This is a genomic window from Ramlibacter sp. JJN2-2R, from assembly GCF_057747835.1.
On sequence record NZ_CM173226.1, the window covers coordinates 3,780,312 to 3,806,874 of the forward strand.

18 protein-coding genes are annotated in these 26,563 nt (G+C 71.4%); 4 read left to right on the forward strand and 14 right to left on the reverse strand.

Translation table 11 applies throughout. The features are described from left to right. The first annotated feature begins 60 nt into the window (after positions 1-60). Complete coding sequence (locus tag AC3ANR_RS18365; protein ID WP_488289546.1) at positions 61-1,140, forward strand: ATP-dependent DNA ligase; 1,080 nt, start codon at positions 61-63, stop codon at positions 1,138-1,140. Positions 1,141-1,480: 340 nt separating this feature from the next. On the opposite strand, the gene ligD is transcribed toward AC3ANR_RS18365, so the two are convergent. Next, entirely contained in the window at positions 1,481-2,743 is a 1,263-nt protein-coding gene (gene ligD / locus AC3ANR_RS18370; protein ID WP_488289547.1) for a non-homologous end-joining DNA ligase, read from the reverse strand. Positions 2,744-2,820: 77 nt separating this feature from the next. On the opposite strand from ligD, the gene AC3ANR_RS18375 reads away from it, so the two are divergent. The 3 genes from AC3ANR_RS18375 to AC3ANR_RS18385 are packed head-to-tail and all read left to right on the forward strand — an operon-like array spanning position 2,821 to position 6,534. After that, positions 2,821-4,452 carry a peptide chain release factor 3 gene (locus AC3ANR_RS18375; RefSeq protein WP_488289548.1) on the forward strand — a complete coding sequence of 544 codons (1,632 nt, stop codon included), beginning with the start codon at positions 2,821-2,823 and terminating at the stop codon, positions 4,450-4,452. Positions 4,453-4,501: 49 nt separating this feature from the next. Further along, complete coding sequence (locus AC3ANR_RS18380) at positions 4,502-5,740, forward strand: S41 family peptidase (protein ID WP_488289549.1); 1,239 nt, start codon at positions 4,502-4,504, stop codon at positions 5,738-5,740. A 5-nt stretch (positions 5,741-5,745) separates the two neighbouring features. Next, positions 5,746-6,534: an HAD family hydrolase gene (locus tag AC3ANR_RS18385; protein WP_488291843.1), complete on the forward strand. Its 789-nt coding sequence runs from the start codon at positions 5,746-5,748 to the stop codon at positions 6,532-6,534. On the opposite strand, the gene AC3ANR_RS18390 is transcribed toward AC3ANR_RS18385, so the two are convergent. The 13 genes from AC3ANR_RS18390 to AC3ANR_RS18450 form a co-directional block, all read right to left on the reverse strand. Next, the gene (locus tag AC3ANR_RS18390; RefSeq protein WP_488289550.1) at positions 6,531-7,385 is read right to left on the reverse strand and encodes a phosphate/phosphite/phosphonate ABC transporter substrate-binding protein; all 855 of its coding nucleotides are present in this window, start codon (positions 7,383-7,385) and stop codon (positions 6,531-6,533) included. The genes AC3ANR_RS18385 and AC3ANR_RS18390 overlap by 4 nt on opposite strands. A 215-nt stretch (positions 7,386-7,600) precedes the next feature. Continuing rightward, positions 7,601-8,362: a gamma-glutamyl-gamma-aminobutyrate hydrolase family protein gene (locus AC3ANR_RS18395; protein WP_488289551.1), complete on the reverse strand. Its 762-nt coding sequence runs from the start codon at positions 8,360-8,362 to the stop codon at positions 7,601-7,603. Between the two features lie 96 nt (positions 8,363-8,458). Continuing rightward, entirely contained in the window at positions 8,459-9,430 is a 972-nt protein-coding gene (locus tag AC3ANR_RS18400; RefSeq protein ID WP_488289552.1) for a tripartite tricarboxylate transporter substrate binding protein, read from the reverse strand. A 116-nt stretch (positions 9,431-9,546) separates the two neighbouring features. Beyond that, positions 9,547-12,036, reverse strand: coding sequence for a glycoside hydrolase family 5 protein (locus AC3ANR_RS18405; protein ID WP_488289553.1), 2,490 nt, complete (start codon positions 12,034-12,036; stop codon positions 9,547-9,549). A gap of 136 nt (positions 12,037-12,172) precedes the next feature. Continuing rightward, the gene (locus tag AC3ANR_RS18410) at positions 12,173-18,295 is read right to left on the reverse strand and encodes an excinuclease ABC subunit UvrA (protein WP_488289554.1); all 6,123 of its coding nucleotides are present in this window, start codon (positions 18,293-18,295) and stop codon (positions 12,173-12,175) included. Between the two features lie 196 nt (positions 18,296-18,491). Then, entirely contained in the window at positions 18,492-20,183 is a 1,692-nt protein-coding gene (locus AC3ANR_RS18415; RefSeq protein ID WP_488289555.1) for an MFS transporter, read from the reverse strand. Positions 20,184-20,358: 175 nt separating this feature from the next. Continuing rightward, complete coding sequence (locus tag AC3ANR_RS18420; protein WP_488289556.1) at positions 20,359-20,991, reverse strand: 2-hydroxychromene-2-carboxylate isomerase; 633 nt, start codon at positions 20,989-20,991, stop codon at positions 20,359-20,361. Next, on the reverse strand, positions 20,988-21,230 hold the full coding sequence (locus AC3ANR_RS18425; RefSeq protein ID WP_488289557.1) for a DUF1289 domain-containing protein: 243 nt from the start codon (positions 21,228-21,230) through the stop codon (positions 20,988-20,990). Before AC3ANR_RS18425 ends, AC3ANR_RS18420 begins: the two co-directional genes overlap by 4 nt. Continuing rightward, entirely contained in the window at positions 21,227-21,730 is a 504-nt protein-coding gene (locus AC3ANR_RS18430; protein ID WP_488289558.1) for a YbaK/EbsC family protein, read from the reverse strand. Before AC3ANR_RS18430 ends, AC3ANR_RS18425 begins: the two co-directional genes overlap by 4 nt. Positions 21,731-21,970: 240 nt before the next feature. Continuing rightward, positions 21,971-22,879 (reverse strand): hydroxymethylglutaryl-CoA lyase, encoded by a 909-nt coding sequence (locus AC3ANR_RS18435; RefSeq protein WP_488289559.1) that lies wholly within the window; start codon positions 22,877-22,879, stop codon positions 21,971-21,973. A 27-nt stretch (positions 22,880-22,906) separates the two neighbouring features. Beyond that, positions 22,907-23,827, reverse strand: coding sequence for a 2-hydroxyacid dehydrogenase (locus AC3ANR_RS18440; protein ID WP_488289560.1), 921 nt, complete (start codon positions 23,825-23,827; stop codon positions 22,907-22,909). A gap of 47 nt (positions 23,828-23,874) precedes the next feature. After that, positions 23,875-25,893 carry an acetyl/propionyl/methylcrotonyl-CoA carboxylase subunit alpha gene (locus AC3ANR_RS18445; protein WP_488289561.1) on the reverse strand — a complete coding sequence of 673 codons (2,019 nt, stop codon included), beginning with the start codon at positions 25,891-25,893 and terminating at the stop codon, positions 23,875-23,877. A gap of 4 nt (positions 25,894-25,897) precedes the next feature. Continuing rightward, the gene (locus tag AC3ANR_RS18450; RefSeq protein ID WP_488289562.1) at positions 25,898-26,533 is read right to left on the reverse strand and encodes a DUF4126 domain-containing protein; all 636 of its coding nucleotides are present in this window, start codon (positions 26,531-26,533) and stop codon (positions 25,898-25,900) included. Positions 26,534-26,563: the final 30 nt, after the last annotated feature.

Genomic DNA, 26,563 nt, shown 5'->3' on the forward strand with positions numbered 1-26,563 from the left:
TCAGCGCGACCGTGCGCCGGCCCGGCCGCGCAGCGCGCGCCGGTGCGGTACAACCTCCCCATGGCCACCACATCGCTGTTCTCCGCCCCCATCGACCCCATGCTGGCGAAGATCGCCGACGCCCTGCCCGAGGGCGAGGGCTTCCTGTTCGAGCCCAAGTGGGACGGCTTCCGTGCGCTCGTGTTCCGCGGCCCCGATGGCGTGGTGATCCAGAGCCGCGACCTCAAGCCGCTCAACCGTTACTTCCCCGAGCTGGAGAAGGTGCTCGCCGAGCAGCTGCCCAGGGGCTGCATCGTCGACGGCGAGGTGGTGGTCGCGGGTCCGCGGGGGCTGGACTTCGATGCCCTGCAGCAGCGCATCCACCCGGCGGCCTCGCGCGTGGCCAGGCTGGCCAAGGAAACGCCCGCCGGCTTCGTCGCCTTCGACCTGCTCGCGGCCGGCGGCAAGTCGGTGATGGAGCTGCCGCAGCGCGAGCGCCGCGTGCGGCTGGAGCGCCTGCTCGGCCAGGCCAAGGCGCCGCTGTACCTCACGCCGGTGACGACGGATCGCGCGCAGGCCCAGGACTGGCTCGAGCGCTTCGAGGGCGCCGGGCTGGACGGCGTGATGGCCAAGCCGGCCGAGGCTCCCTACCAGCCGGCCAGGCGCGCGATGTTCAAGATCAAGCACGCCCGCACGGCCGACTGCGTGGTGGCCGGCTTTCGCTGGTACAAGGACACGCAGGACGCGGTGGGTTCGCTGCTGCTGGGCCTGTACGACGAGGCCGGTGTGCTGCAGCACGTGGGCGTGACGTCCTCGTTCACCATGGACACGCGGCGCCAGCTCGCGCAGGAACTGGCGCCCCTGCGCGAGAACGCGATGGACAACCATCCCTGGCGCGACTGGGCGCAGGCCACCGCCGCCGACGCGGACCGCATGCCGGGCGCCAGGAGCCGCTGGAGCGGCGGCAAGGACCTCGGCTGGGAGCCCCTGCGTCCCGAGCGCGCCTGCGAGGTCCGCTACGACCACCTGCAGGGCGACCGCTTCCGCCACGCGACCACGTTCGTGCGCTGGCGCCCGGACAAGCCGGCGCAGGACTGCCGCTACGACCAGCTGGAGACGGCGACGCCGTTCGAGCTGCAGCAGGTGTTCAAGACGAAGTGAGCCGCTCCGCTGGCATGCGGGCTGGACCCGGCATCCAGCGGCGCGCCTGTATCCCGCGGAGCTCGACCCGGCATCCAGCGGCGCGCCTGTATCCCGCGGGGCTCGACCCGGCAGCATCCAGCACTCCTCCTGTGTCATGCCGGGCTTGACCCGGCATCCAGCAGCGCGGTCTGGACAGGCACCGGGCTGGATTGCGGGTCGAGCCCGCAATGACAAGCTATGTGCCTGACCAGCCTTGCCCATTGACAAGCCTCGCGCATGAGCCACTCCGTTGTCATGCCGGGCTTGACCCGGCATCCAGCAGCGCGGTTTGGCAAGGCGCGCGATGCCGTGAGCCCCTTCAGCTCTCGCCCGGCTTGTCGTCCCCGGCCTGCTTCGGCCGCAGCCGCGCCGGCACGTGCTCGAGGTTGATCCGCACCCGGTACCACAGCGACGAGCTGCCGCGCATGCGGTCCACCAGCACGTCGGCCGGCTCCAGGTGGGCGGCCGCGTTCGGGTGCCTGTGCTTCCAGTCCTCCGCGGCGGCGATGGCATCGGCCTCGCGGTCCGCCCGCGCCACCTCCACCAGCGGCTTGGCCTTGCGTGCCTGTCCCGAACCGCGTCGAAGGGCCGACGGCGGTGCGCGCGGCGGCTCGCCGGCCTGCTTGCGGTAGTGCGGCGGCCAGGGCGCGTCGCCCTGCCCCTCGCGCTCCTGCCGTGCCGACAGCTCGAGCAACGAATCGATCGACCCGGCGGCGGCATCGATGCCCGCGTGCGGATCGCCCAACTGCTTCAGCCGCGCCGGCACCGTCAGCAGCGTGAAGTCGCCCGGCTCGCACGAGGGCAGCTCGTCCCAGGTGACCGGCGTCGAGACCCGCGCATCGGGCTTGGGACGCACCGAGTAGGCGGAGGCCACCGTGCGGTCCTTGGCGTTCTGGTTGTAGTCGACGAACACGCCCTGCCGCTGCTCCTTCCACCACTGGGCGGTGGCCAGCCGCGGCGCGCGCCGCTCGACCTCGCGCGCCAGCGCCAGCGCCGCGCGCCGGACCTGGTCGAAGCTCCAGCGGCGCTCGATCCGCACCAGCACGTGGATGCCGCGCGAACCGGACGTCTTGGGCCAGCCCTGCAAGCCGTGTTCGACCAGCACCTCGCGCGCGATCGCCGCCACCTCGCGGATCTGCGGCCATTCGACGCCGGGCACCGGGTCCAGGTCGACGCGCAGCTCGTCCGGATGATCCAGGTCGTCGGCGCGCACCGGGTGCGGGTGCAGTTCGATGCAGCCCAGGTTGGCCATCCAGGCGAGCGTGGCGGCGTGGCGCGGCACGACCTCCTCCGCGGTGCGCCCGGACGGAAACCGGATCGTGCTGACCTCGACCCACGGCGGCCGTCCCGCCGGGGCGCGCTTCTGGAAGAAGAACTCGCCCTCGATGCCCTGCGGATAGCGCACCAGCACGCAGGGCCGCCCGCCCGCCCCGCGCAGGGCCCCCTCGGCCACCTCGATGTAGTACTGCACCAGGTCCAGCTTGGTGAGCTTCGCGGCGGGGAACAGAATCTTGCCCGGGTGGCTCACCGCCACCCCGTGGCCGTCCACCTGCAGCACCACCGTGTCGTCTGCCTTCGCCATCCGGCCAAGGTACACCCATCGGCGACAATAGGGGCCCGGCTGCAACGCTTTGCAGCTCATCGAAAGCTCCTCTTCCCGTGTCCGCTTCGCCCTTCGCCGCCGAAACCCGGCGCCGCCGCACCTTCGCCATCATTTCCCACCCCGACGCGGGCAAGACCACGCTGACGGAAAAGCTGCTGCTGTTCTCCGGCGCGATCCAGATCGCGGGCGCGGTCAAGGGCCGCAAGGCGTCGCGCCACGCCACCAGCGACTGGATGGAGATCGAGAAGCAGCGCGGCATCTCGGTGGCCTCGTCGGTGATGCAGATGCTGTACCGCGACCACGTGATCAACCTGCTGGACACGCCGGGCCACAAGGACTTCTCCGAGGACACCTACCGCGTGCTCACCGCCGTCGACTCGGCGCTGATGGTGATCGACGCGGCCAACGGCGTGGAGGCGCAGACCAAGCGCCTCATCGAGGTCTGCCGCCAGCGCAACACGCCCATCATCACCTTCGTCAACAAGATGGACCGCGAGGTGCGCGAGCCGCTGGACATCCTGGACGAGGTGGAGCGCGAGCTGGGCATGCCCTGCGTGCCCATGACCTGGCCGGTGGGCAAGGGCAAGAGCTTCGGCGGCATCATGAACCTGCGCACCGGCGCGATGACGGTGTTCGAGGCCGGCAGCGAGCGCCGCCCGCAGGACTTCGAGACCATCCCGCTGTCGGACGCCGCCACGCTGCGCGCGCGCTTCGACGGCGAGTACGACGCGGCCGCCGAGAGCATGGAGCTGGCCACGGGCGCCTCGCCCGAGTGGAACCACCAGGCCTTCCTGGACGCCAAGCAGACGCCGGTGTTCTTCGGCTCGGGCGTCAACAACTTCGGCGTGATGGAGGTGCTGGACGCGCTGGTCGACCTGGCGCCGGCGCCGCAGCCGCGCAAGAGCTCGCTGGTCGTGAACCGGCAGCCGGTCGAGAAGATCGTGCAGCCGGACGAGCCCAACTTTGCCGGCGTGGTGTTCAAGGTGCAGGCCAACATGGACGCCAACCACCGCGACCGCATCGCCTTCGTGCGCATGGCCTCGGGCAAGTACACGCCGGGCATGAAGCTCAAGGTGCAGCGCACCGGCAAGGAGCTGCGGCCCACCTCGGTCGTGACCTTCCTGTCGCAGCGGCGCGAGGCGGTGGACGAGGCCTACGCCGGCGACATCATCGGCTTCACCACCCACGGCGGCGTGCAGCTGGGCGACACCATCACCGACGGCGCCAACCTGCAGTTCACCGGCCTGCCGTTCTTCGCGCCCGAGCTGTTCATGACCGTGCTGCTGAGGAACCCGCTGCGCACCAAGCAGCTGCAGCAGGGCCTGGCCCAGCTGGGCGAGGAAGGCGCGATCCAGGTCTTCCGGCCGCAGGCCGGCGGCGCGATGCTGCTGGGCGCGGTGGGCCAGCTGCAGTTCGAGGTGGTGCAGCACCGCCTGAAGGCCGAGTACGACGCCGACATCCGGCTGGAAGGCTGCCAGTACACCGGGGCGCGCTGGATCACCGCCGACACGCCGCAGGAACTGCGCGCGTTCACGGATGCTTACCCGCAGCGCATGGCGCTGGACGCCGCCGACGCCCTGGCATTTCTTTGCACTTCGCCGTACGACGTGCGGCTGGCGCAGGAACGATTCCCCAAGATCCACTTCCACCTGTTGCGTGAGCACGCCGGGCTGGCGCTCCAGAGCTGATCAGCCGCCCTGGCACGGCAATAATCGGCGCTCCATGGTGGAGTTGCCCGTGTCCGTCGTTGTCCCGCTGCGCCGCGCAGCCCGCCTGGCCGCCGTCTCGCTGGCCGTCGCCCTGTCGGCCTGCGGCGGGGGCGGTGGAGGCGGCTCGACGGCCGCCAGCACGGCCACGGCCGTCACGACGAGCGCCCTCGCCTCGTCCGCATCGCTGGCCAACGTCTGCACGCCCGAAGGCGAAAAGGCCTGGGCGCGCAGCTACCTCGACGAGGCCTACCTCTGGTACGACCGCGTCCAGCCCGTGGACGCCGCCAACTACAGCACGGTCGCGAGCTATTTCAATGCCCTGCTCGTCCGCACGCCGGACGCATCCGGCCAGCCGCTGGACCGGTTCAGCACGGTGATGACCGCCGCCGCCGCCGACGTCATGCAGGGCGTGAGCTCGGCCACGAGCGATCCGTCGGCCGCCAGCCGCACGCCGGTGCCGCTGACCAAGACGCTGCTGAGCAGCGGCGGCCGCCAGGTCGGCTACGTGCTGTTCAACGAGCACAGCAAGGGCGCGCAGGACGCGCTGATCACCGCCTTCACGCAGCTGCGCGACGCGGCGGTGCAGGACCTCGTGCTGGACCTGCGCTACAACCCGGGCGGCTTCCTCTACGTCGCGCAGGCCGCGGCGTCGATGGTTGCCGGGGGCGGCGTCGATGGCCGCGTCTTCGAACGCGCGCAGTACAGCAACAAGCGCCCGACGGACAGCGCCAACGGCACCTTCCTGTTCTCCTCCCGCGTGGAGACGGCGGAGGCGCAGTACCCGCGCGGCACGCCGCTGCCGCAGCTGAACCTGCCGCGCCTGTACGTGCTGACGTCCACCTACACCTGCTCGGCGAGCGAGTCGATCATCAACAGCCTGCGCGGCATCGGCGTGCAGGTGATCCTGGTGGGCGACCGCACCTGCGGCAAGCCCTATGGCTTCCACCGCAAGGATAATTGCGGCCAGTCCTACTTCCCGATCGAATTCCAGTTGTCCAACTCGCTCGGCTTCGGCGATTACACCGGCGGTTTTCCCGTGCAGTGCCGCGTCCAGGAGAACCCCAACACGGCCCTGGGCGCGACCAACGAGCCGCTGCTCGCGGCGGCCCTGCAGCACATCGACACCGGCAGCTGCCCGGTGCAGCAGCAGGCCACCGGCGTGCTGGTGGAAGCCGCTCCCGTCTCCCCCTTCCAGCGGGCCGGCGCGCCCGCCCAGAGCTCGCCCATCTACCAGCCCGGCTGGGACGGCCGGAAGCTGCTGCAGTGAGCACGCTGCGGCCCCTGGCCGACTGGCCCGCGTCCGAGCGCCGCGCGCTCGCGGGCGTGTTCACCGACATCGACGACACCCTCACCACCGAAGGCGCGATCACGCCCGACGCGCTGCAGGCGCTCGGCCAGCTGCGCGACGCCGGCCTGCACGTGATCCCGATCACCGGCCGCCCGGTGGGCTGGAGCGAGCCCTTCGCGCTGGCCTGGCCGGTCGACGCCATCGTGGCCGAGAACGGCGCGGTGGCCCTGGTGCGCACGCCGCAGGGGCGCCTGCGCAAGCTGTACCAGCAGGACGGCGCCACGCGCGACGCGAACTACGCGCGCATGCAGGACGTGCTGGCGCGCATCGAGCGCGAAGTGCCCGGCGCGGTGCGGGCGCAGGACAGCGCCGGGCGCGAGACCGACATCGCGATCGACCACAGCGAGTTCGTGCACCTGCCGCAGGACCGCATCGACGCGGTCGTGGCCCTGATGCGCGGCGAAGGCATGACGGCGACCGTCAGCTCGATCCACGTCAACGGCTGGTTCGGCAACCACAGCAAGCTCGAAGGCGCGCGCTGGATCGTGCGCGAGCTGCTCCAGGCCGAGCTGGAAACCCAGCTGGACCGCTGGGCCTACGTGGGCGACTCCACCAACGACGTGCTCATGTTCGAGCACTTCCCGCACAGCATCGGGGTGGCGAACATCCGCCGCTTCCTGGCGCAGCTGAGCCACCCGCCGCGCTACCTCGCGCGCGGCGAGCGCGGCGCCGGCTTCGCCGAGGCGGCCGGCGCCATCCTGGCGGCGCGTTAGGGCGCGGCTTTCCTGGCCGACGCCGGCTTGCCGTCGAGCCAGGCGAGCAGCTCGCCCAGGCGCTTCTCGCCGCCGGTGTCGAAGCCGGCGATCCCGATCGACCTGAGGACCTCCGGGCCCTCGGGCAGCGACTCGATCGCGGCCAGCTGCTTCTGCACCGCCTCGACCTGCCGGGCGCTGACGTTCTTGCCCGCGATCAGCGGAAAGTAGGGCTGCGGCTTGCTCTTGTGCAGCACGGTGTGGCCGGCCTTCTGCCACTCCTTGGCCAGCCCGGAATACGACGCGACCCCGCCGACGTCGGCGAAGCCGCCTTCCAGGTACTGGCCCACCGTCGCCTGCTCGCGCACGTACGAGACCTTCTCCTTGTCGATGTCGATGCCCTGGTCGCGCAGCTCGGCGCGGCAGAACTTGGTCATGTAGGCGGCCTTCTCGGGCAGCACCCAGCGCTTGCCGTGGGCGTCGGCCAGGGTCTTGAGCGGCGAGGTCTTGGGCACCACGATCAGGCACTGCCCGTCCGGGTTCGCGTTGGCGACGTAGCGGTAGCCGTAGCTGCGCACGCCGCGCGCCGGGTAGTCGCTCGGCCGCGCCATCACGAAGTCGAACCGGCCCGCCTTCATGCCCTCCTCGAGCTGCGCGAACTCGCGCACGAAGACGACCACCACCTTGTGCCTGGCCGCCTCGCCGATCACGCCGGCCAGGCCGCCGTACTTGGCGATCACCCGGGCATGGTCGGTGCCCCCCGAGGTGCCTTCGCTGATCGCCAGCACCCAATCCTTGCCTTGCGCGCTGGCGGCCAGCGGCACCAGGGTCATGGCGAGGGCGGCTCCCCAGGCCGCGATGGTCTTCTGCATGTCTCTTCCTGTTGTTGTGTGAAGGAAGGCGCATTGTTGGGTGGCGAGCGCATGCGGACCCGGCACTTTTTCACGACCGATCGTGACGGCGTGTTACCGAAAGCAACGAGCGCCCGCGGCCTTGCCGCTGCGCCGGCAATTGCAACGCGAAAGCACTCGTGCCCGGGCCTTTCCACCACCGGACGCGGGACGGCGCGCAAGCCGGCGACGCCGCGTCAGGCCGCCCGGCGCCGGCAGTGCTCGCGGCACGCCTGCGCGAACGCCTCCAGCGTGCGCGCATAGAAGGGGTGGGCCGCGTGGCGCCACTCGGGATGCCACTGCACGCCGAACGCGAACGACGAGGCGTGGGCCACGCGCACGCCTTCCACCAGGCCGTCCGGCGCATGCGCCTCGGCGATCAACCCCGCGCCCAGCTGGCGGATGCCCTGGCCATGCAGGGAGTTGACCAGCGCCCGCGTGCCGCCCGCCCACTGCGCGAACGCGCTGCCGGGCGCCAGGTGCACCTCGTGGCGCTCGGCGAACTGCGCGTCCAGGTCGGCGGTGTCGGGCTCGCGGTGGTCGAGCATGCCCTGCTCGCCGTGGACCCGCTGGTACAGCGTGCCGCCCAGCGCCACGTTCATCTCCTGCAGGCCGCGGCAGACGCCGAACAGCGGCGTGCCGCCCTGGACGGCGGCGCGCACCAGCGCCATCGTGAGCGCGTCACGGCGCGGATCGAGCAGGTCGGTCGCCAGTGCGGCGGCACCGAAGTGCGAGGCGTCGACGTTGGAGGGCGAGCCGGTCAGCAGCACGCCGTCCACCATCGGCAGCAGGTCGGCCACGTCGGCGGCGCCGGCCATGGGGAACAGCACCGGCTGCAGGCCGAGCTCGCACACGGCGGCGGCATAGCGGTCGGCCAGCACGGTGTAGCCGCCCGGATCCGACAGGTCCAGGTTGCGGTGGCAGGCAGGCAGCCACACGAGCGGCTTGTGCGGACGCATGGACCCATTGTGCGTCCGGGGCCCGGCTGGCGCGGCGGCACGGCGGCGCGTCCCGGCGTCGGACGCGGCGGATGGGCCGCGGCCGCGCGCGGGTGGCTAGTTCGCCTTGGCCAGGCCGAGCTTCTCGACCAGCGCCTTCTCGGTCGCGAAGGTGTCCTGCGCGAACTTGGTGTATTGCGCCGAGTTCATGTAGATGGGCACCATGTCGTAGCGCGCGAGCGCCTGCACGTAGGCCGGATCGTCCATCGCCTTCTTGAACGCGTCGTGCAGCTTGGCCACGATCTCGGGCGGGGTGCCGCGCGGCGCGCCGATGCCGAACGGCGAGTTCTGCACCACGTTGATGCCCAGCTCCTTGAGCGTGGGGGCGTCGGGGAACTTGTCGAGGCGCTTGTCGCCCCAGGTGTTGAGCACGCGCAGCTTGCCGGCCTGCACCAGCGGCGCGAAGCCGGTGGAGTCGGCGGCGGCCATGATGTGCCCGCCGGTGATCGCCTGCGCCAGCTCGGCGCTGCCCTTGTAGGGAATGTGGTTGAGCTGCAGGCCCAGCTGCTGCGCGACCAGCTCGGTCGTCAGGTGCGGGCTGGTGAGCGTGCCGGTCGAGCCGTAGCTCAGCTTGCCGGGGTTGGCCTTGGCGTAGCTGACGAAGTCGTTCCAGTTCTTGATCGGGCTGTCGGTCGGCACGACGATGCCGAACGCATAGCCGGTCACGTTGATGACGTAGGCGATGTCCTTGACCGGGTCCCAGTTGATCCTGGTGGTGTACGGCAGGCGGAACACGCCCAGCGGAATCTGGGCGAGCGTGTAGCCGTCGGCGGGCACGGTCTGCAGCTGCTGCGCGGGCAGCGTGCCGCCGGCGCCGGGCTTGTTCTCGATCACCACCGGCTGGCCCAGGATCCGGCTCGCGTTGTCGGCCAGCGAGCGCATCGTGATGTCGGTGGGCCCGCCGGCGGGGAAGGCGATCAGCAGGCGGATCGGCTTGGCGGGAAAGCCCGCCGCGCCCTGCGCGAAGCTGGGCAGGGCGGCCATGGCGGCGACGGTGGTGGCGAGTTGCACGAGCTGGCGACGGCGCATCGAATGGATCTCCTGTGGGGTGTGCCTGGCAAAGCGCCGATTGGGCACGATGGCCCGCGCGCCCTCAACCGGGAAACCACCCGGCGCTGTCACCTGCGAGTCTCGATGCCACCCGTTCAGGCGCGCGCCAGGCTGCCCAGGTAGCGCTCGAGCACGGCGAACTCGGCCGCCGTCGGCGCCCCGCGCCCGGTGACCGCCGCGTACAGGTGGCCGCGGAAAGTGGCTTCCGCGCCGCGTTGCGGATCGCCCCAGCCGAGCAGCAGGTCGCCGAACGACGCGTCGGCGAAGCTGCGGGCCGCGCTCGCGACCTGTGCGCCGTCGACACGCAGCTGCTGCCCGCCCTGGCCGCCGGCGAGCGTCAGCACCGCGGGCGTGCCCACCGGCAGCGGCGGGCCGGCCAGGACCAGCGACGCGCCGGTCGGATCGGTCCAGCGCGCCTGCGCCTGGCCGCCGGCCACCGCCAGTTCGGCGCGCGGCGGGGTGCCGCGCACGGTGGCCTGGAACACCGTGCCGGCCGCGCCCGCGTCCGGCAGCGCCACCACCGCGATCGCGAAATGCGGATCCTGCAGGCCGTAGCGCAGCCGGTTGCTCGCGTTCGGGTACGTGCCACCCGGCACCAGCTTGTGGCACCACAGGCCGGTGCAGCCATCGGCGGTGAGGTCCGCGTGCGGGCGCGGCGCCAGGCGCATCACCGGCGGCCGCAGCGGCCCCATGCCGGTCGTGTCCTGGTTCATCCAGTTGACCATCTCCATCGGGTTGCCGGCGCTGGAGCCCCACCCCGTGTCGGCGATGGCGCGCACCGGATCGCCCTCGCCCGCCGGCCGCCCCAGCAGGAAGTCGGTGTGGCCGTCCGCCGCGTTCCACAGCGACGCGGAGTAGCGCGCCAGGATCGCCCGCGCGGCCTCGGGCAGGCTGGTCGCGGCGTGGGCCACCGGATCGGCCAGCGCGTACACCGTGCGCGCCGGCGGCACCTGCCGCGCCGCCTCGTAGCGCAGCGTCGCCACGGTGCCGGGGACCGGCGCGAAGGTGAAGCTGTCCTGCCCGTTGGCCCCGGCCGGGATCACCAGGGCACGCTTGCTGAACGTGCCGCCGTTGTCCGAAGCGACCGTCAGCGCGACCGGGCTGGCCAGGTGGCCGCGCGCATAGACAGTGATCGTCACCGGCGCGCCGCCTTCGGACCAGCCGCCGCCGTCGTCGAACAGCGTGGCGACGTCGATGCCGGCCACCGCCTTCATCTCGCCGCCGACCAGCGGCTCGACGGTGCGGTTCTGGTGCCAGCCGGGCACGTGGTTGATGCCGTGGCTGCGCGCCACCCAGTGGCTGCCCCCGATCCAGCTCTGGATCTCCCAGCCGTTGTCCCAGGTGTGGCCGATCATGCGGCGGAAGGCCTCGATCCAGCGCGGATCGTCGTAGGGCATCCCGGTCTCGGTGAGCGCCACCACGCTGCTGTGCGCATGCGCCCAGTCGGTCGAGATCCGCATGCGGTTCAGCCCCGTGTCCAGCGTCTGCGGACCGGGCCCGAAGCCGGCGGTGAAGTTCTTGGCCGCCTCCAGGTCCCAGTCGAAGCCGTTGCCGTTGTTCCACGCGTCGACGTAGCTGTGCACTTCGTAGACGAGGTTGGGCCCCGCCAGCGGCCACTCGGGGTTGAATTCGGGGCCGATGTTCATCGCGCCGCCCCAGGCATTGCCGCTCAGGTAGATCAGCCCCTGCGGGTCGACGCTGCGGATCGCGGCGATCGCGGCGCGTGCGAACACCGGCCAGATGGTGAGGTCCTCGCGCGCGCCGGTGCCGTCCGATTCCACCACCTCGCCCGGCCGCGGCATGTCGTGCGGCTCGTTCATCAGGCAGTAGCCGCCGAAGCCCGGGTGGTCCTTCCAGCGGCGCGCCGCGCGCAGCCAGAAGTCGGCGAAGGCGGCCGGCTGGAGCGTCGCGCCCGGCGCGGTGGCGAAGATGCGGTCGATCACCTGCGAGCGGTCGGTGGTGTACGCCTGCGCGGTCGGATCGTCCGGCCGCGTCAGCCCGGCCACCGAGCCGTCGGGCTGGAAGCGGAAGTCGCGGTAGCGGCAGTAGTTGTGGCAGTCCAGGATGCAGCGCGCGCCCGCGGCGGCGTGCGCATCGAGCACGCCGTCGATGAAGCGGGCATGGGCCTCGTGCAGCGCGCCGGGCTCGCCGATCAGGGCGCGGGCCTGCGCGTTCGCCACCGTGTCCACCAGCATCGGCTGCAGCAGCTCCCACATGAACGGCAGCCGGTTCTTGCCGAAGCCCTGCGTGCCCAGCCAGCGGATGTCGGCGGCGCGCGGCACGGTCAAGTCGAGGTTGGGCCGCGTCTCGGGGCTGACGCGGACGCCGCCGGCCCACTCCATGCCCGAGAGGTTGGTGCCGATGCGCGCGACCACCTGCACGGCGGGCGGCGGTGCCGGGGTGGGAGCGGGCGCGGGTGCAGGCACCGGTGCCGGCGCCGGCGCGGGACCGGGCGCGGGCGGCGGGACCGCCGGTCCGGCGGCGCTGGCGGTGTCGGAGCCGCCGCCACCGCCGCCACCGCACCCGCCGAGCAAGGCGAAGACCGCCGAGCCCACCGCGCCCTTGTTGAAATCACGTCGGTCCATCGCGGCCCTCCTGGCAATGCCAGGCCAGTGTCCGCACCGCCCGCGCGCCCGGCTGTAAGCCGGACGGAACAGCGGTAACGCGCTGCGCGGCCGGGCATGGCCCGATCGGACCGCTTGCCAGTAGCGGGCGCGGCGCCTAGGCGCGTTCGAGCACCGGCTGCAGCGCGATGCCCGTGTGCGTGCGAAGCCGCACCACGTCCTCCGGCGGCGCGCTCGCCACCACCTCGCCGCCGGCGCTGCCGCCCTCGGGTCCGAGGTCGATGATCCAGTCGGCCTCGGCGATGACGTCCAGGTCGTGCTCGATCACCACCACGCTGTGGCCACCGTCGACCAGCCGGTGCAGCACGCGGATCAGCTTCTCCACGTCCGCCATGTGCAGGCCCACCGTCGGCTCGTCCAGCACGTACAGCGTGTGCGGCGCCTTCTGCCCGCGGCGCGTGACGTCGTCGCGCACCTTGGACAGCTCGGTGACGAGCTTGATCCGCTGGGCCTCGCCGCCCGAGAGCGTGGGCGACGGCTGGCCGAGCGTGAGGTAGCCCAGGCCGACGTCCTTGAGCAGCTGCAGCGGGTGGCTGATGTTGGGCATGGAGGCGAAGAACTCCACCGCCTCGTCCACCTCCATCTGCAGCACGTCGCCGATGCTCTTGCCGCGCCAGGTGACGGCCAACGTCTCGGGCGCGAAGCGCGCGCCGTGGCACGACTCGCACGGCACCTTCACGTCCGGCAGGAAGCTCATCGCGATGGTGCGCATGCCCTGGCCCTCGCAGGTCGGGCAGCGCCCCTCGCCGGTGTTGAACGAGAAGCGGCCCGGGCCGTAGCCGCGCGCCTTGGCCTCGAGGGTTTCGGCGAACAGCTTGCGGATGGTGTCCCAGAAGCCGATGTAGGTGGCCGGGCACGAGCGCGGCGTCTTGCCGATCGGCGTCTGGTCGACCTCGAGCACGCGGTCGACCGACTGGTAGCCGTCGAGCGACGCGCAGCCGGTCCACGCCGGATGCTTGCCGCGGTCGTCGGCGTCGCGGCCGGCCTTGGTGCTGCGCTGCTGCACGGCGGCCTGCACGTTGTGCAGCAGCACGTCGCGCGCGAGCGTCGACTTGCCCGAGCCCGACACGCCGGTGACCACCACCAGCCGCTGCAGCGGCACGTCGACGTCGACGCGGCGCAGGTTGTGCAGGTCGGCGCCGCGCAGCTGGAGGAAGCGCGCTGGTGCGGGAGCGCCCCCACCCCCGCCCTCCCCCGGAGGGGGAGGGAGTGTCCGCGTCTTGGCCCTGCTCCCGCTGGGGGAGGGTTGAGACGCAGTCTCGCCTCCCTCGCCGGGGGAGAGTTGGGACGGACTCTTGCCTCCCTCGCCGGGGGAGATTTGCGATGAACTCTTGCTCCCTCCCCCTCCGGGGGAGGGTTGGGGTGGGGGCATGCCGGCCCCGTCCACCGCGCGCCGCGGCTTCAGCGGATGCCGCATCGCATGCAGCAGGTACTTCCCGGTCAGCGACTCGGCGCTGTCGGTGATGTCCTGCGCCGTGCCTTGGGCGATGACCCGGCCGCCGCGCTTACCGGCGCTGGGGCCGATGTCGATGATGTGGTCGGCGCGGCGGATGGTGTCCTCGTCGTGCTCCACCACCACCAGCGTGTTGCCCTTGTCGCCCAGCTTGTGCAGGGCGTTCAGCAGGATCTGGTTGTCGCGCGCGTGCAGGCCGATGGTGGGCTCGTCCAGCACGTAGCAAACGCCCTGCAGGTTCGAGCCCAGCTGCGCGGCCAGCCGGATGCGCTGCGCCTCGCCGCCCGAGAGCGTGGGCGCGCCGCGGTCGAGCGTGAGGTACCCCAGGCCCACCTCCTCCAGGAACTCCAGCCGGCTGCGGATCTCGGGGATCAGGTCGCGCGCGATGCCCTGCTCGCGCACGCTGAGCGAGCCCTTGGCCTGCAGCTTCTCGATCCAGCGCCGCACATCGCCCACCGACAGCGCCGCGATCTCGGCGATGCCCACGCCGTCGAACTTCACGGCCCGCGCCTGCGCGTTCAGGCGCGTGCCGTGGCAGGCCGGGCAGGCCTCCTCGTCCACGTCCTCGACCTCGGGCTCGGCGAAGGTCTGCTCGCGGCCCTTGTTGTCCTCGGCCTGCACGGTGTCGTCGAACGCGTTGCGCTGCTCGCGCGTGAGCTTCACGCCGGTGCCCACGCAGTCGGGGCACCAGCCATGCTTGCTGTTGTAGGAGAACAGGCGCGGATCCAGCTCGGGGTAGCTGGTGCTGCACACCGGGCAGGCACGCCGGGTGGAGAACACCTCGACCTGGCCGATGTGGTGGTGCCGGTCCGCGCCGGCGGCGAAGGCCGCGCGCAGGCCGTCCAGCGGCGCCAGCAGGTGCAGCACGCCCTTGCCGTGCTCCAGCGCCTCGGCCAGCTTGCGCCGCAGCAGGTCCTCGTTGGCGGGCGTGACGTCCAGGTCGCACACCGGCAGCTCGATGGTGTGCTCCTTGAAGCGGTCGATGCGCGGGAAGCCGGTGGTGGGCAGGAAGTTGCCGTCCACCCGCAGGTGCGTGTAGCCGCGCGGGCGCGCCCACTCGGCCAGCTCGGTGTACACGCCCTTGCGGTTGACCACCAGCGGCGCCAGCAGGCCCACGTGCTGGCCGCGGTAGCGCTTGAGGATCTGGGCGGCGATGCTGTCCGGCGTCTGCGGACGCACCTCGGCGCCGTCGTTGACGCAGTGCTGCACGCCGAGCTTGACGTACAGCAGGCGCAGGAAGTGCCAGACCTCGGTGGTCGTCCCCACCGTGGACTTGCGGCCGCCGCGCGAGAGGCGCTGCTCGATCGCCACCGTGGGCGGGATGCCGTACACCGCGTCCACCTCGGGCCGGCCGGCCGGCTGCACGATGCTGCGCGCGTAGGCGTTGAGCGACTCCAGGTAGCGCCGCTGGCCCTCGTTGAACAGGATGTCGAAGGCCAGCGTCGACTTGCCCGAGCCCGACACGCCGGTGATCACGCTGAACCTGTTGTGCGGGATCGCCACCGACAGGTTCTTCAGGTTGTGCTCGTGGGCGTTGACGATCTCGATCGCGTCCGTGCGCTGCTTGCGCACCACCTTCTGCAACGGGCGGCCCTCCTCCACGCGGGCGCTGCCGGCGCCCAGCGCATGGTCGTACTCGCGCAGCGCCTTGGCGGTGTGCGAGCTCGGGTGCTTCTTGACCTCCTCCGGCGGCCCTTCGGCCACCAGCAGGCCGCCGGCGTCGCCGCCCTCCGGGCCCAGGTCCACCAGCCAGTCGGCGGCGCGGATCACGTCCAGGTTGTGCTCGATCACCACCAGCGAGTGGCCGGCCTCGAGCAGCTTGCGCATGGCGCGCATCAGCTTGGCGATGTCGTCGAAATGCAGCCCGGTGGTGGGCTCGTCGAACAGGAACAGCGTGCCCCTGGTGGCCAGCCCCTGGCGCGACCTGGGCGACGACTTCGCGGCCTCGGCCAGGAAGCCGGCCAGCTTCAGGCGCTGCGACTCGCCGCCCGACAGCGTGGGCACCGGCTGCCCCAGCTTGACGTAGTCGAGGCCGACGTCGACGATGGGCTGCAGCGCGCGGATCACCTCGCGGTCGTTGGCGAACAGCGTGGCCGCTTCGCTCACCGTGAGCTCCAGCACGTCGGCCACGTTCAGCGCGCGCGGCTGCAGCGCGCCGATCGGCTGGCGGTCGATGGTGACTTCCAGGATCTCGGGCCGGTAGCGCTTGCCGTCGCAGTCGGGGCAGCGCAGGTACACGTCGGAGAGGAACTGCATCTCCACGTGCTCGAAGCCCGAGCCGCCGCAGGTCGGGCAGCGCCCGTCGCCGCTGTTGAAGCTGAACTTGGCCGCGGTGTAGCCGCGCTGGCGCGCCAGCGGGCTGGTGGCGAAGATCTCGCGCACGGCATCCCAGGCGCCGACGTAGCTCACCGGGTTGGAGCGGGCGGTCTTGCCGATCGGCGACTGGTCGACGAACACGACGTCGCCCAGGTGGTCGGCGCCGAGCAGCCGCTCGTGGTGGCCCGGCGTCTCGGTGGCGCGGCCGAAGTGGCGCAGCAGCGCCGGCGCCAGGATGTCCTGCACCAGCGTCGACTTGCCCGAGCCGGACACGCCGGTCACGCACACCAGCCGCTGCAGCGGGAATTCCACCGACAGGTTCTTCAGGTTGTGCTCGCACGCGCCTTCGAGCACCAGCCGCGGCGTGGCATCGGTGACCGCGCGCTTGAACCCCATGCCGACGTGCTTGCGCCCGCCCAGGTATGCGCCGGTCAGCGTGTCGGCGCCGCGCAGTGCGTCGGTGGTGCCGTCGAACACGATCTGCCCGCCCTTCTCGCCCGGGCCCGGCCCCATGTCGATCATGCGGTCGGCCGCGAGCATCACCGCGGGGTCGTGCTCCACCACCACCAGCGTGTTGCCCGCGTCGCGCAGGCGCTTCATCGCCTCGGTGATGCGGTGGATGTCGCGCGGGTGCAGCCCGATGCTGGGCTCGTCCAGCACGAACAGCGTGTTGACCAGCGAGGTGCCGAGTGCGGTGGTCAGGTTGATGCGCTGCACCTCGCCGCCCGACAGCGTGCGGCTCTGGCGGTCCAGCGTCAGGTAGCCGATGCCGACGTCGACCAGGTACTTCAGGCGCGTCGTGATCTCCTCGAACAGCAGCTTGAGCGCCTGCCGTTCTCCCTCCCCGGCCTTCGTTCCTTCCCCCTCCGGGGCAGGGTTAGGGTGGGGGCGCTCCGCGCCTTGCGAAGCCGCGGTGTCCGCTTCAGGCCCCGCGTGCCCCCACCCCGGCCCTCCCCCAGAGGGGGAGGGGGGAGACAGGCGCGCGAAGAACGCGCGCAGCTTGTCGATCGGCAGCAGCATCAGGTCGTGCAGCGACAGCCCCGGCAGGGCCTCGAGCTGCTCGCGCGTCCAGTCCACGCCCACCGGCAGGAAGCGCCGCGAGGGCTCGAGCACGGCATCGGCGTCGGCCTTGCTGCCCAGCCGCCACAGCAGGCTCTCGAGCTTCAGGCGCGCGCCGCCGCAGGCCTCGCACGGGGTGTAGCTGCGGTACTTGGACAGCAGCACCCGGATGTGCATCTTGTAGGCCTTGCTCTCCAGGTATTCGAAGAAGCGCTTGACCCCGTACCACTGCGTGTTCCAGTTGCCCTCGCAGTAGCTGGGCGTGCCGTGGATCACCCAGTGCTTCTGCTCCGGGGTGAGCTTGGCCCACGGCGTGTCGCGCGGGATGCCGGCCGCCTCGGCGTGCCGCATCAGGTCGTCCTGGCTCTCCGACCAGGCCGGCGTCTGCATCGGCTTGATGGCGCCGGCGCGCAGCGTCAGGCGGTCGTTGGGGATGACCAGGCCGTAGTCGACGCCGATCACGCGCCCGAAGCCGCGGCACACCTCGCACGCGCCCACCGGCGAGTTGAACGAGAACATCGAGGGGATCGGGTCGGCGTAGCGGATGTCGCTGTCCGGGCAGTGCAGGCCGGTGGAGAACTTCCAGACCTGCGTGCTGTCGTCACCTTCGCCGGCAGAACAGTAGACGGCCATCCGCCCCGCCCCGCGCTTGAGCGCCACCTCGATCGCCTCGATGGCGCGCGCCTTCTCCACGCCATGGATGCGGAAGCGGTCGGCCACCACGTCCAGCACCTTGCGCGGCCCGGTGGGCGTGGCCACCTCGCGCTCGGCCTGCACGCGGGTGAAGCCGCTGGCGGCGAGCCACTGCTCGACCTCCTCGGCCGTCGTGCTCGCGGGCAATTCGACCGGGAACGTCACCACCAGGCGCGGGTCATTGGCGCCCGCCGAAGCGTTCGGCACCTCACCCCCGAGCGGGGCATCGCCGCCTTCGGGCGCCCGTGCGGCGGCGATCGCCTGTGTGCGCCTCAGCAGCTCCGCATACACCGTCTCGGGCGTGTCGTGCCGCACGCGGCGCGCGCTCTGGCGGTCGAACAGGTCGGTCGCGCGCGCGAACAGCAGCTTGAGGTGGTCGTTCAGCTCGGTCATCGTGCCGACCGTGGAGCGCGACGAGCGCACCGGGTTGGTCTGGTCGATGGCGATCGCGGGCGGCACGCCGTCGACCCGGTCCACCGCCGGCTTGTCCATGCGGTCCAGGAACTGGCGCGCATAGGCGGAGAAGGTCTCCACGTAGCGGCGCTGCCCCTCGGCGTAGAGCGTGTCGAACACCAGGCTGGACTTGCCCGAGCCGCTGGGGCCCGTGACCACCGTCAGCTCGCCGGTGCGCAGGTCGAGGTCGAGGTTCTTGAGGTTGTGCTGCCTGGCGCCGCGGATGCGGATCAATCCCTGGGTCATACCGGCCGTTCTGTGCGTCGAAGGCGGAACATTCTAGGGATCCGCGGCCGCCGAGCCCGGCGCAGGGACATGCGTGACAAATGCCCGCTCCGGGCGCCGGGCCGGTTTGCACCGGGGCGATGGGGCGGCGCGCGACGCCCCAAAGAAAAAACCCGCGGCCGGGGCCGCGGGTTTCGTTGGCGAGCGCCTGGCGGCGTCAGTCGTGGGCGTAGATGTCCACGTCCTTGGTCTCGCGCACGAACAGCATGCCGATCACGAAGGTCGCGGCGGCAATGACCACCGGGTACCACAGGCCGTAGAAGATGTCGCCGGTGGCGGCCACCATCGCGAATGCGGTGGTGGGCAGCAGGCCGCCGAACCAGCCGTTGCCGATGTGGTACGGCAGGCTCATCGAGGTGTAGCGGATGCGGGTCGGGAACAGCTCCACCAGCATGGCGGCGATCGGGCCGTACACCATGGTGACCAGGATCACCAGGTAGGTCAGGATCACCAGCACCATCACCGTGTCCATCTTGGCCTTGTCGGCCGGCTGGGTCAGGCCGCTGGCCTTGGCCGAGTCGCCCAGCTGCTTGCGGAAGTCGCCGATCGCCTTGCCGCTCTCGGTGGAGAAGCCGTGGCCGGCGGCGTTGAGCTGGCCCGCCGGGGCGGTCAGCACCTTGTCGCCGATGGTGACGGTGGCCGGCTGGCCGGGGGCGCCCGCCTTGTTCTCGTACGGGATGTACGCCTGCGTCAGGGTGCGCTTGGCGATGTCGCAGCTGGTGCGGAAGTCGATGTCACGCGCGATCGGGCTGCCCTGGAACGAGCACTCCTTGGGATCGGCGGTGACCGTCACCTTGGACTTCTCCTGCGCCGCCACCAGGCCCGGGTTGGCGTACTTCAGCAGCATCGGGAACGCGGTGAAGTAGGTCAGCGCGGCCAGCAGGCAGCCGGCCATGATGATCGGCTTGCGGCCGATCTTGTCGGACAGCGCGCCGAACACGACGAAGAACGGCGTGCCGATCAGCAGCGAGCCGGCGATCAGCAGGTTGGCCGTCGTGACGTCGACCTTGGCGATCGTGGTCAGGAAGAACAGCGCGTAGAACTGGCCCGTGTACCAGACCACGGCCTGGCCGGCCGTCAGGCCCAGCAGCGCCAGGATGACGATCTTGAGGTTCTTCCACTGGCCGAACGATTCGGACAGCGGCGCCTTGGAGGTCTTGCCCTCGGCCTTCATCTTCTGGAAGGCGGGCGACTCGTTCAGCGACAGCCGGATCCACACCGAGATGGCCAGCAGGGCCAGCGAGACCAGGAACGGGATGCGCCAGCCCCACTCCTCGAAGTCCTTGGGCGCCATGGCTTCGCGCACGCCCAGGATCACCAGCAGCGACATGAACAGGCCCAGCGTGGCGGTGGTCTGGATCCACGAGGTGTAGGCGCCGCGCTTGCCGTTGGGCGCGTGCTCGGCGACGTAGGTCGCGGCACCGCCGTACTCGCCGCCGAGGGCCAGGCCCTGCAGCAGCCGCAGCGCGATCAGGATCACCGGGGCGGCGACGCCGATGCTGGCGTAGCCGGGCAGCAGGCCGACGATGAAGGTCGACGCGCCCATGATCAGGATGGTGACCAGGAAGGTGTACTTGCGCCCGATCATGTCGCCCAGGCGGCCGAACACGATGGCGCCGAACGGGCGCACCAGGAAGCCGGCGGCGAACGCGAGCAGCGCGAAGATGTAGGCGGAGGTGGGATCCAGCCCGGCAAAGAACTGCTTGGCGATGATCGCGGCGAGCGAGCCGTACAGGTAGAAGTCGTACCACTCGAACACCGTGCCCAGCGACGAGGCGAAGATGACCTTCTTCTCTTCGCGCGTCATCGGCCGGGCAGCGATGCCGGCGGCGGCGGTTGCTGTTGCCATGCGTTTGTCTCCAACTTGGTTCGCGTCCGGGATGGGCGCGTGCGGCACATTCTTCGGGAGCGCTCTGACCGCGTCCTTGCGCCAATCCAACAGAGGCTTGCGCGAAACTGAATCGGCTCTGACGATTTAAGGTGAAACCCGCAGGATGCGTTTCACCATGCGGAGAAATGCAGACTCAGCCGCGCGCGGGCCGCACCGGCACAGCCGCCGCGCGGGCCGCGTCCTCCCAGTGCCGGTCGAACCACGGGTCGCCCTGCAGCCAGGCCCGCAGCATCGGCAGGGCGTCGAAACCCCAGAAGAGCTTGTCGTCGACGGCGAAGGTCGGCACGCCGAACAGGCCGCGCGCCACCGCCTCGGTACCCGCGGCCCGCAGCGCCTCCTTCACGTCGTCCGACGCGGGGTCGCGCGCCGGCGCCAACTGCTGCTGCAACACCTGCAGGCGCGCGGGATCGGCCGCGTCGGCGCCGCCGCGCCAGGCATGCCGGAACACGGTCTCGCACACGTAGCGGTTGGGGCCGCAGGCCAGCGCCAGCCGCAGCAGCGCGAGCGGGTTGAACGGGTGCGCGGCCGGCATGTCCATCGGGATGCCATGCACGTGCGCCTGCCACAGCGCCTGGCGGTAGGTCCATTCGCGCTTGCCGGGGATCTCCGCCGGCCCCAGCTGGCCGTGGTGCTTGAGCAGGCCGGCGAACAGCACCGGCCGGTACTCCACCGAGCAGCTGATGCCCTCCAGCGCCTGCGGCAGCGCCTCGAACGCCAGGTAGGCGTAGGGCGAGATGAAGTCGAGCCAGAAGGTGATCTGTTTCATGCGGCACTCCCGCCCCGGCGGGCGCGTTCGCCGAGCCGCTGCCACACGGCACGCTTGCCGTCGTCGTCCAGCGAACTCCAGGCGGTGATCTCGTCGATGGTGCGCAGGCAGCCGTCGCACAGCCCGCTGCGCTGGTCGATGCGGCAGACGCAGTTGCAGGGCGAGGGCACCGGCTCGCCGGCCGGCAGCGCCTGCACCTGCGGCAGCAGCTGCAGCACGCGCGCGGCGGCCTCGCTCACGGCGCGGGCTCCTGCACCACGTCGGCGACCGGCGCCCCCGTGAGGCGTTCCAGGTCCTGCGGGCGCAGCCGGAAGACGCCGTGCGGATGGCCCGCGGCGGCCCAGATCTCCTCGAAGCGGAACAGCTCGCGGTCGATCAGCGTGACCGGCGGCTGCACATGGCCGACCGGCGAGACGCCGCCGATCGAGTAGCCCGTCCTCGCCTTGACGAAGTCGGCGTCGGCGCGCCCGGTCCTGCCCACCAGCGCGTCGACCTTCTTCTCGTCCACCCGCCGGTCGCCCGAGGTGACCACCAGCACCGCGGCATCGTCGGCCTTGCGGCGAAAGATGATGCTCTTGGCGATCTGGCCTACGTGCACGCCCAGCGCGTCCGCCGCCTGCTGCGCGGTGCGCGCGGCGCCGTCGAGCATCACCGGCGCGTGCGGATGGCCGTGGTCCTGCAGCACGCGCGCGACGCGCTGCACGCCTTCGGGCAATGACGTCAATTCAGCGCCGCACATGCAGGCTTCCCTCCGAAGCGACGATCGCTCCGTTCATCCCGGCGCAGGCCGCCGTCCTCCCGGCTGTCATCCCGGCGAAGGCCGGGATCCAGTCCGGTGCGTCGACTTGCCGCGGGACTGGATTGCGGGTCGAGCCCGCAATGACAGCGCTGGGCTTCACCTCGGTCCTTGACAACGCTCTGTCCCGACGCGGCACCTGCGCGGGGCTTCGACACGGCACTCACGCCTGTCATCCCGCCTTCACCCGGCCCGCTTGTTCAGGATTGCCGTGGCGGCGCGCGAGTTGGGCTGGCGGTGCAGGAAGTCGCTGATGTACTTGCCCGCATCGACCAGCTTGTCCAGGTCGATGCCGGTCTCGATGCCCATGCCGTGCAGCATGTAGACCACGTCCTCGGTGGCGACATTGCCGGTCGCGCCCTTGGCGTACGGGCAGCCGCCCAGGCCCGCCGACGAGGTGTCGTACTGCCAGACGCCCATCTCCAGCGCCGCCAGCGTGTTGCCCAGCGCCTGGCCGTAGGTGTCGTGGAAGTGGCCCGAAATCTCGTCCAGGCCGTAGTGCCGCAGCGCCGCCTCCATCGCCGCCTGCACCTTGCGCGGCGTGCCGACGCCGATGGTGTCGGCGACGCCGACGTGCTGCACGCCGATCTCCTTCATCAGCCGGGCCACCAGTTCGACCCGCTCGGGCGCGACCTCGCCCTCGTACGGGCAGCCGACCGCGCACGAGATCGCGCCGCGCACGGCGATGCCCTTGTCGCGCGCGGCCTGCACCACCGGGCGGAAGCGCTCGATGCTCTCGCCGATCGAGCAGTTGATGTTCTTGTGGCTGAACGCCTCGCTGGCGGCGCCGAAGACGACGATCTCGTCGGGCCGGGACGGCAGCGCGGCCTCGAAGCCCTTCATGTTGGGCGTCAGCACCGAGTAGCGCACGCCCGGCTTGCGGTGGATGCCCGCCATCACCTCGGCCGCGTCGGCCATCTGCGGCACCCACTTGGGCGACACGAAGCTGGTGACCTCGATCTCGGTCAGCCCCGCGTCCTGCAGGCGGTGCACCAGCCCGATCTTGACTTCGGCGGGCACGTGGCCCTTCTCGTTCTGCAGCCCGTCGCGCGGGCCGACGTCGACGAGCTTGACCCTGGTTGGCAGCTTCATGTGGACCTTCTTTCGGATGCGTGAGCCTCAGTATCCCCGCTCGCGGTCGACCACGCCGGCCACCGGCTCGCCCCGCTCGAGCGCGCGGATCTTGCCGGCGATCTGGGCGATGCTGGCGTCGCGGTCGGTGCGCGCCGAGGTGTGCGGCGTCACCGTGATCTTCGGGTGGCGCCAGAACGGGTGGTCCGCGGGCGGCGGCTCTTCGCGCAGCACGTCGAGCGTGGCGCCGGCCAGGCGCCCCTCGTCCAGCAGCGCCAGCAGGTCGGCCTCGACCAGGTGGCCGCCGCGCGCGACGTTGACCAGGTAGCCGCCCGGCTGCAGCAGCCCGAGCGTGCGGCGGTTGAGGATGCCCTCGGTCTGCGGCGTCAGCGGCAGCAGGCAGACCAGCACGCGGCTGGCGGCCAGGAACTCGTCGAACTGCGCGTCGCCGGCGAAGCAGCGCACGCCGTCGACCTGCCTGGCCGAGCGGCTCCAGCCCAGCACCGGGAACTCGAACTGCCGCAGCGCCCGGGCCACGCGCGCGCCGAGCACGCCCAGCCCCATGACGCCGACCGGGAAGTCCTCGCGCGAGCGCGGCTTGCGGAACGCCCACTGGCCCTGGGCCATCGCGGCCTCGTACAGATCGAACTCGCGGAAGTGCCGGATCACGGCATGGCAGACGTACTCGGCCATCTGCACCGACATGCCGGCATCGTCCAGCCGCACCAGTTTGGCCTGCGGCGGCAGCCGCAGCTTGAGCAGCGCGTCGACGCCGGCGCCGGTGTTGAAGACGGCCTTCAGCCGCGGCTGCTCGTCGAACAGCTGCTGCGGCGGCGACCAGACGACGGCGTAGTCGGCCGCGGGCGCGCCCGGGGCCCATTCCTGGACCTCGGCACCGGGCAGGGCCGCCTGCAGGCCCTGCACCCAAGGCGCGGCCTTGGAGGCGCTGGCGAAATAGAGGATGCGCATCGCTTGCATTGTCGTGCGGGCCGGGCCCGCGCCGGCGACAGGCAGGTTCAGGCGAGCTTGAGCAGCTCCGCCCCTTCGGCCACCTGGTCGCCCGGCCCGTACAGCACCTCGGCCACCGTGCCGTCGGCCGGGGCGGCGATGGTGTGCTCCATCTTCATGGCCTCCATCACCGCCAGCGCCTGGCCCTTCTTCACCGCGTCGCCCGCCTTGACCGCGAACGACACCACCTTGCCCGGCATCGGCGCGGTCAGCCGGCCGCCCTCGGCATCGCCCTCGCCCGCATGGGCGAGCAGATCCACCGAGACGATGCGCGTCGCGCCCTGCGGCGTGAACACATGGTCGGTCTCGCCCGAGGCGTACACGTGCGCCAGCGTGCGCACGCCCGCGAACTGCAGCTCGATGGCCTCGCCGCGCGGCTCGAACACCAGCGGGCCGCTGGCCTGCCCGACCTTCAGATGCAGCGCGCCGTCGTGCAGGTAGGCCAGCTCCGCCTGCTCGGTGGCCTCGCCGAACTCGAAGGCGAAGCGGCGCGTGGCGGTGCCGTGCGCCCGCCAGCCGTCGCGGCGGCTGAACGGGTCGGCGCCCTCCTCGCGCCGCTCGGCCAGCAGGGTGCTGGCGACCGCGGCCGCGGCGGCCAGCGGCAGGCCGACCGGCTCCTGGCGGAACAGCACGTCGGCCTCGCGCTGGATCAGTGCCGTGTCCAGGTCGGCCTCGGCGAACGAGCGCGTGCGCACCACGTGGCGCAGGAACTGCACGTTGGTCGCCAGGCCCACGATGCGCGTGCGCGCCAGCGCCTCGTCCAGGCGGGCCAGCGCCTGCTCGCGCGTGGCGCCATGGACGATCAGCTTGGCGATCATCGAGTCGTAGAAGGGCGAGATCGCGTCGCCTTCGCCCACGCCCGAGTCGATGCGCACCGGCGCCGGTTCGTGGAACGGCTCGGCATCGGTATTGCGGGCGAAAGCCACGTGCTCGGGCCAGCGCGCCACGTCCAGCCGGCCGGTCGCGGGCAGGAAGTTGTTGTCCGGGTTCTCGGCGCAGATGCGCGCCTCGATCGCGTGGCCGTGGATCTTCAGTTCGTCCTGCTTCAGCGGCAGCGGCTCGCCGGCCGCCACGCGCAGCTGCCACTCGACCAGGTCGACGCCGGTGATGGCCTCGGTGACGGGGTGTTCCACCTGCAGCCGCGTGTTCATCTCCATGAAGAAGAACTCCATGGCGCCGTTGGCCCGTTGCTCGACGATGAATTCCACCGTGCCGGCGCCGACGTACTGCACGGCCCGCGCAGCGGCCACCGCCGCCTCGCCCATGCGTCGGCGCAGCTCGGGCGTCATGCCGGGCGCGGGCGCCTCCTCCAGCACCTTCTGGTGGCGCCGCTGCACCGAGCAGTCGCGCTCGAACAGCCAGACGTAGTTGCCGTGCGTGTCGCCGAACACCTGGATCTCGATGTGGCGCGGCCGCTGCACGTACTTTTCGATCAGCACCGCGTCGTCGCCGAAGCTGTTCTTCGCCTCGCGCTGGCAGGACGCGAGCGCGGCGTCGAAGTCCTGCGCCCTCTCGACCGCCCGCATGCCCTTGCCGCCGCCGCCGGCGCTGGCCTTGATCAGCACCGGATAGCCGATGCGGTCGGCCTCGCGGCGCAGCAGCGCGGCGTCCTGCGCGGCGCCGTGGTAGCCCGGCACCAGCGGCACGCCGGCCTGCTCCATCAGCCGCTTGGACTCGGCCTTCAGCCCCATGGCCTGGATGGCCGAGGCGGGCGGGCCGATGAAGACCAGGCCGGCGTCGGCGCAGGCCTGCGCAAACTCCTCGTTCTCGCTCAGGAAGCCGTAGCCGGGGTGGATCGCCTGCGCGCCGGTGTCGCGCGCGGCCTGGATGATGCGGTCCCAGCGCAGGTAGCTGTCCCTGGGCGCGCTGCCGCCGATGTGCACGGCCTCGTCGCAGGCGGCCACGTGGCGCGCGTGCGCGTCGGCATCGGAATACACGGCCACGGTGCGCACGGCCATCCGCCGGGCGGTGGCCGCCACGCGGCAGGCGATCTCGCCGCGGTTGGCGATCAGGATCTTCTTGAACATCGGCTCAGATCTCCCGGGGCAGGCGGCGCCCCGCAAAAAAGTCGCGCAGCCCGCGCGCCACGACGCGCAGGAACTTGACCAGCACCACCAGCAGCACCACCGCGAGCACGATGCTCACCAGCAGCACGACGGTGAAGATGGCCGGATGCGTGGCCGACAGCCACAGCAGGAAGACGACCAGCCCGTCCTCGAACAGCGACACGAACCAGTTGCTGAACGGCTCGGGCGAGGTGTTCACCGCCGCGCGCGTGGTCATCTTGGTCGCATGGCTGGTGGCGGCCAGGCTGCCGCCGACCAGGGCCGCGATCCAGCCCATGGCCGCGTTGTCGGCACCCAGCGCGCCGGCAGCCAGCGCGGCGCCGGCCGGGATGCGGATGACCGTGTGCACCGCGTCCCAGACCGAATCGACGTACGGGATCTTGTCGGCGAAGAACTCGACGAACAGCATGAAGCCGCTGGCGGCCAGCACGCCCGGGTGCTGCAGCACCTGCAGCCCGTGCGGCAGCTCGATCCAGCCCATGAACCCCGCCAGGCCGGTGAGGAACACGGCCGCGTAGAGGCGAAAACCACTGGCCCAGCCGAGCGCGGCCGCCAGCGCCAGCAGCTGCGGGGGCTCCATCAGTGCGGGAATGTTGTCCATGGTCAGTGGCCCCTGCCGTCGTGGCGGGCC

What these genes read in the sequence shown, in the direction of transcription:
- AC3ANR_RS18435 (WP_488289559.1), bottom strand. Translation starts at nt 22,879, where the DNA reads ATGAAGCTGCCAACCAGGGTCAAGCTCGTCGACGTCGGCCCGCGCGAC.
- AC3ANR_RS18395 (WP_488289551.1), bottom strand. Translation starts at nt 8,362, where the DNA reads ATGCGTCCGCACAAGCCGCTCGTGTGGCTGCCTGCCTGCCACCGCAAC.
- AC3ANR_RS18405 (WP_488289553.1), bottom strand. Translation starts at nt 12,036, where the DNA reads ATGGACCGACGTGATTTCAACAAGGGCGCGGTGGGCTCGGCGGTCTTC.
- AC3ANR_RS18420 (WP_488289556.1), bottom strand. Translation starts at nt 20,991, where the DNA reads ATGAAACAGATCACCTTCTGGCTCGACTTCATCTCGCCCTACGCCTAC.
- AC3ANR_RS18430 (WP_488289558.1), bottom strand. Translation starts at nt 21,730, where the DNA reads ATGTGCGGCGCTGAATTGACGTCATTGCCCGAAGGCGTGCAGCGCGTC.
- AC3ANR_RS18445 (WP_488289561.1), bottom strand. Translation starts at nt 25,893, where the DNA reads ATGTTCAAGAAGATCCTGATCGCCAACCGCGGCGAGATCGCCTGCCGC.
- AC3ANR_RS18415 (WP_488289555.1), bottom strand. Translation starts at nt 20,183, where the DNA reads ATGGCAACAGCAACCGCCGCCGCCGGCATCGCTGCCCGGCCGATGACG.
- ligD (WP_488289547.1), bottom strand. Translation starts at nt 2,743, where the DNA reads ATGGCGAAGGCAGACGACACGGTGGTGCTGCAGGTGGACGGCCACGGG.
- AC3ANR_RS18400 (WP_488289552.1), bottom strand. Translation starts at nt 9,430, where the DNA reads ATGCGCCGTCGCCAGCTCGTGCAACTCGCCACCACCGTCGCCGCCATG.
- AC3ANR_RS18365 (WP_488289546.1), top strand. Translation starts at nt 61, where the DNA reads ATGGCCACCACATCGCTGTTCTCCGCCCCCATCGACCCCATGCTGGCG.
- AC3ANR_RS18450 (WP_488289562.1), bottom strand. Translation starts at nt 26,533, where the DNA reads ATGGACAACATTCCCGCACTGATGGAGCCCCCGCAGCTGCTGGCGCTG.
- AC3ANR_RS18410 (WP_488289554.1), bottom strand. Translation starts at nt 18,295, where the DNA reads ATGACCCAGGGATTGATCCGCATCCGCGGCGCCAGGCAGCACAACCTC.
- AC3ANR_RS18440 (WP_488289560.1), bottom strand. Translation starts at nt 23,827, where the DNA reads ATGCGCATCCTCTATTTCGCCAGCGCCTCCAAGGCCGCGCCTTGGGTG.
- AC3ANR_RS18390 (WP_488289550.1), bottom strand. Translation starts at nt 7,385, where the DNA reads ATGCAGAAGACCATCGCGGCCTGGGGAGCCGCCCTCGCCATGACCCTG.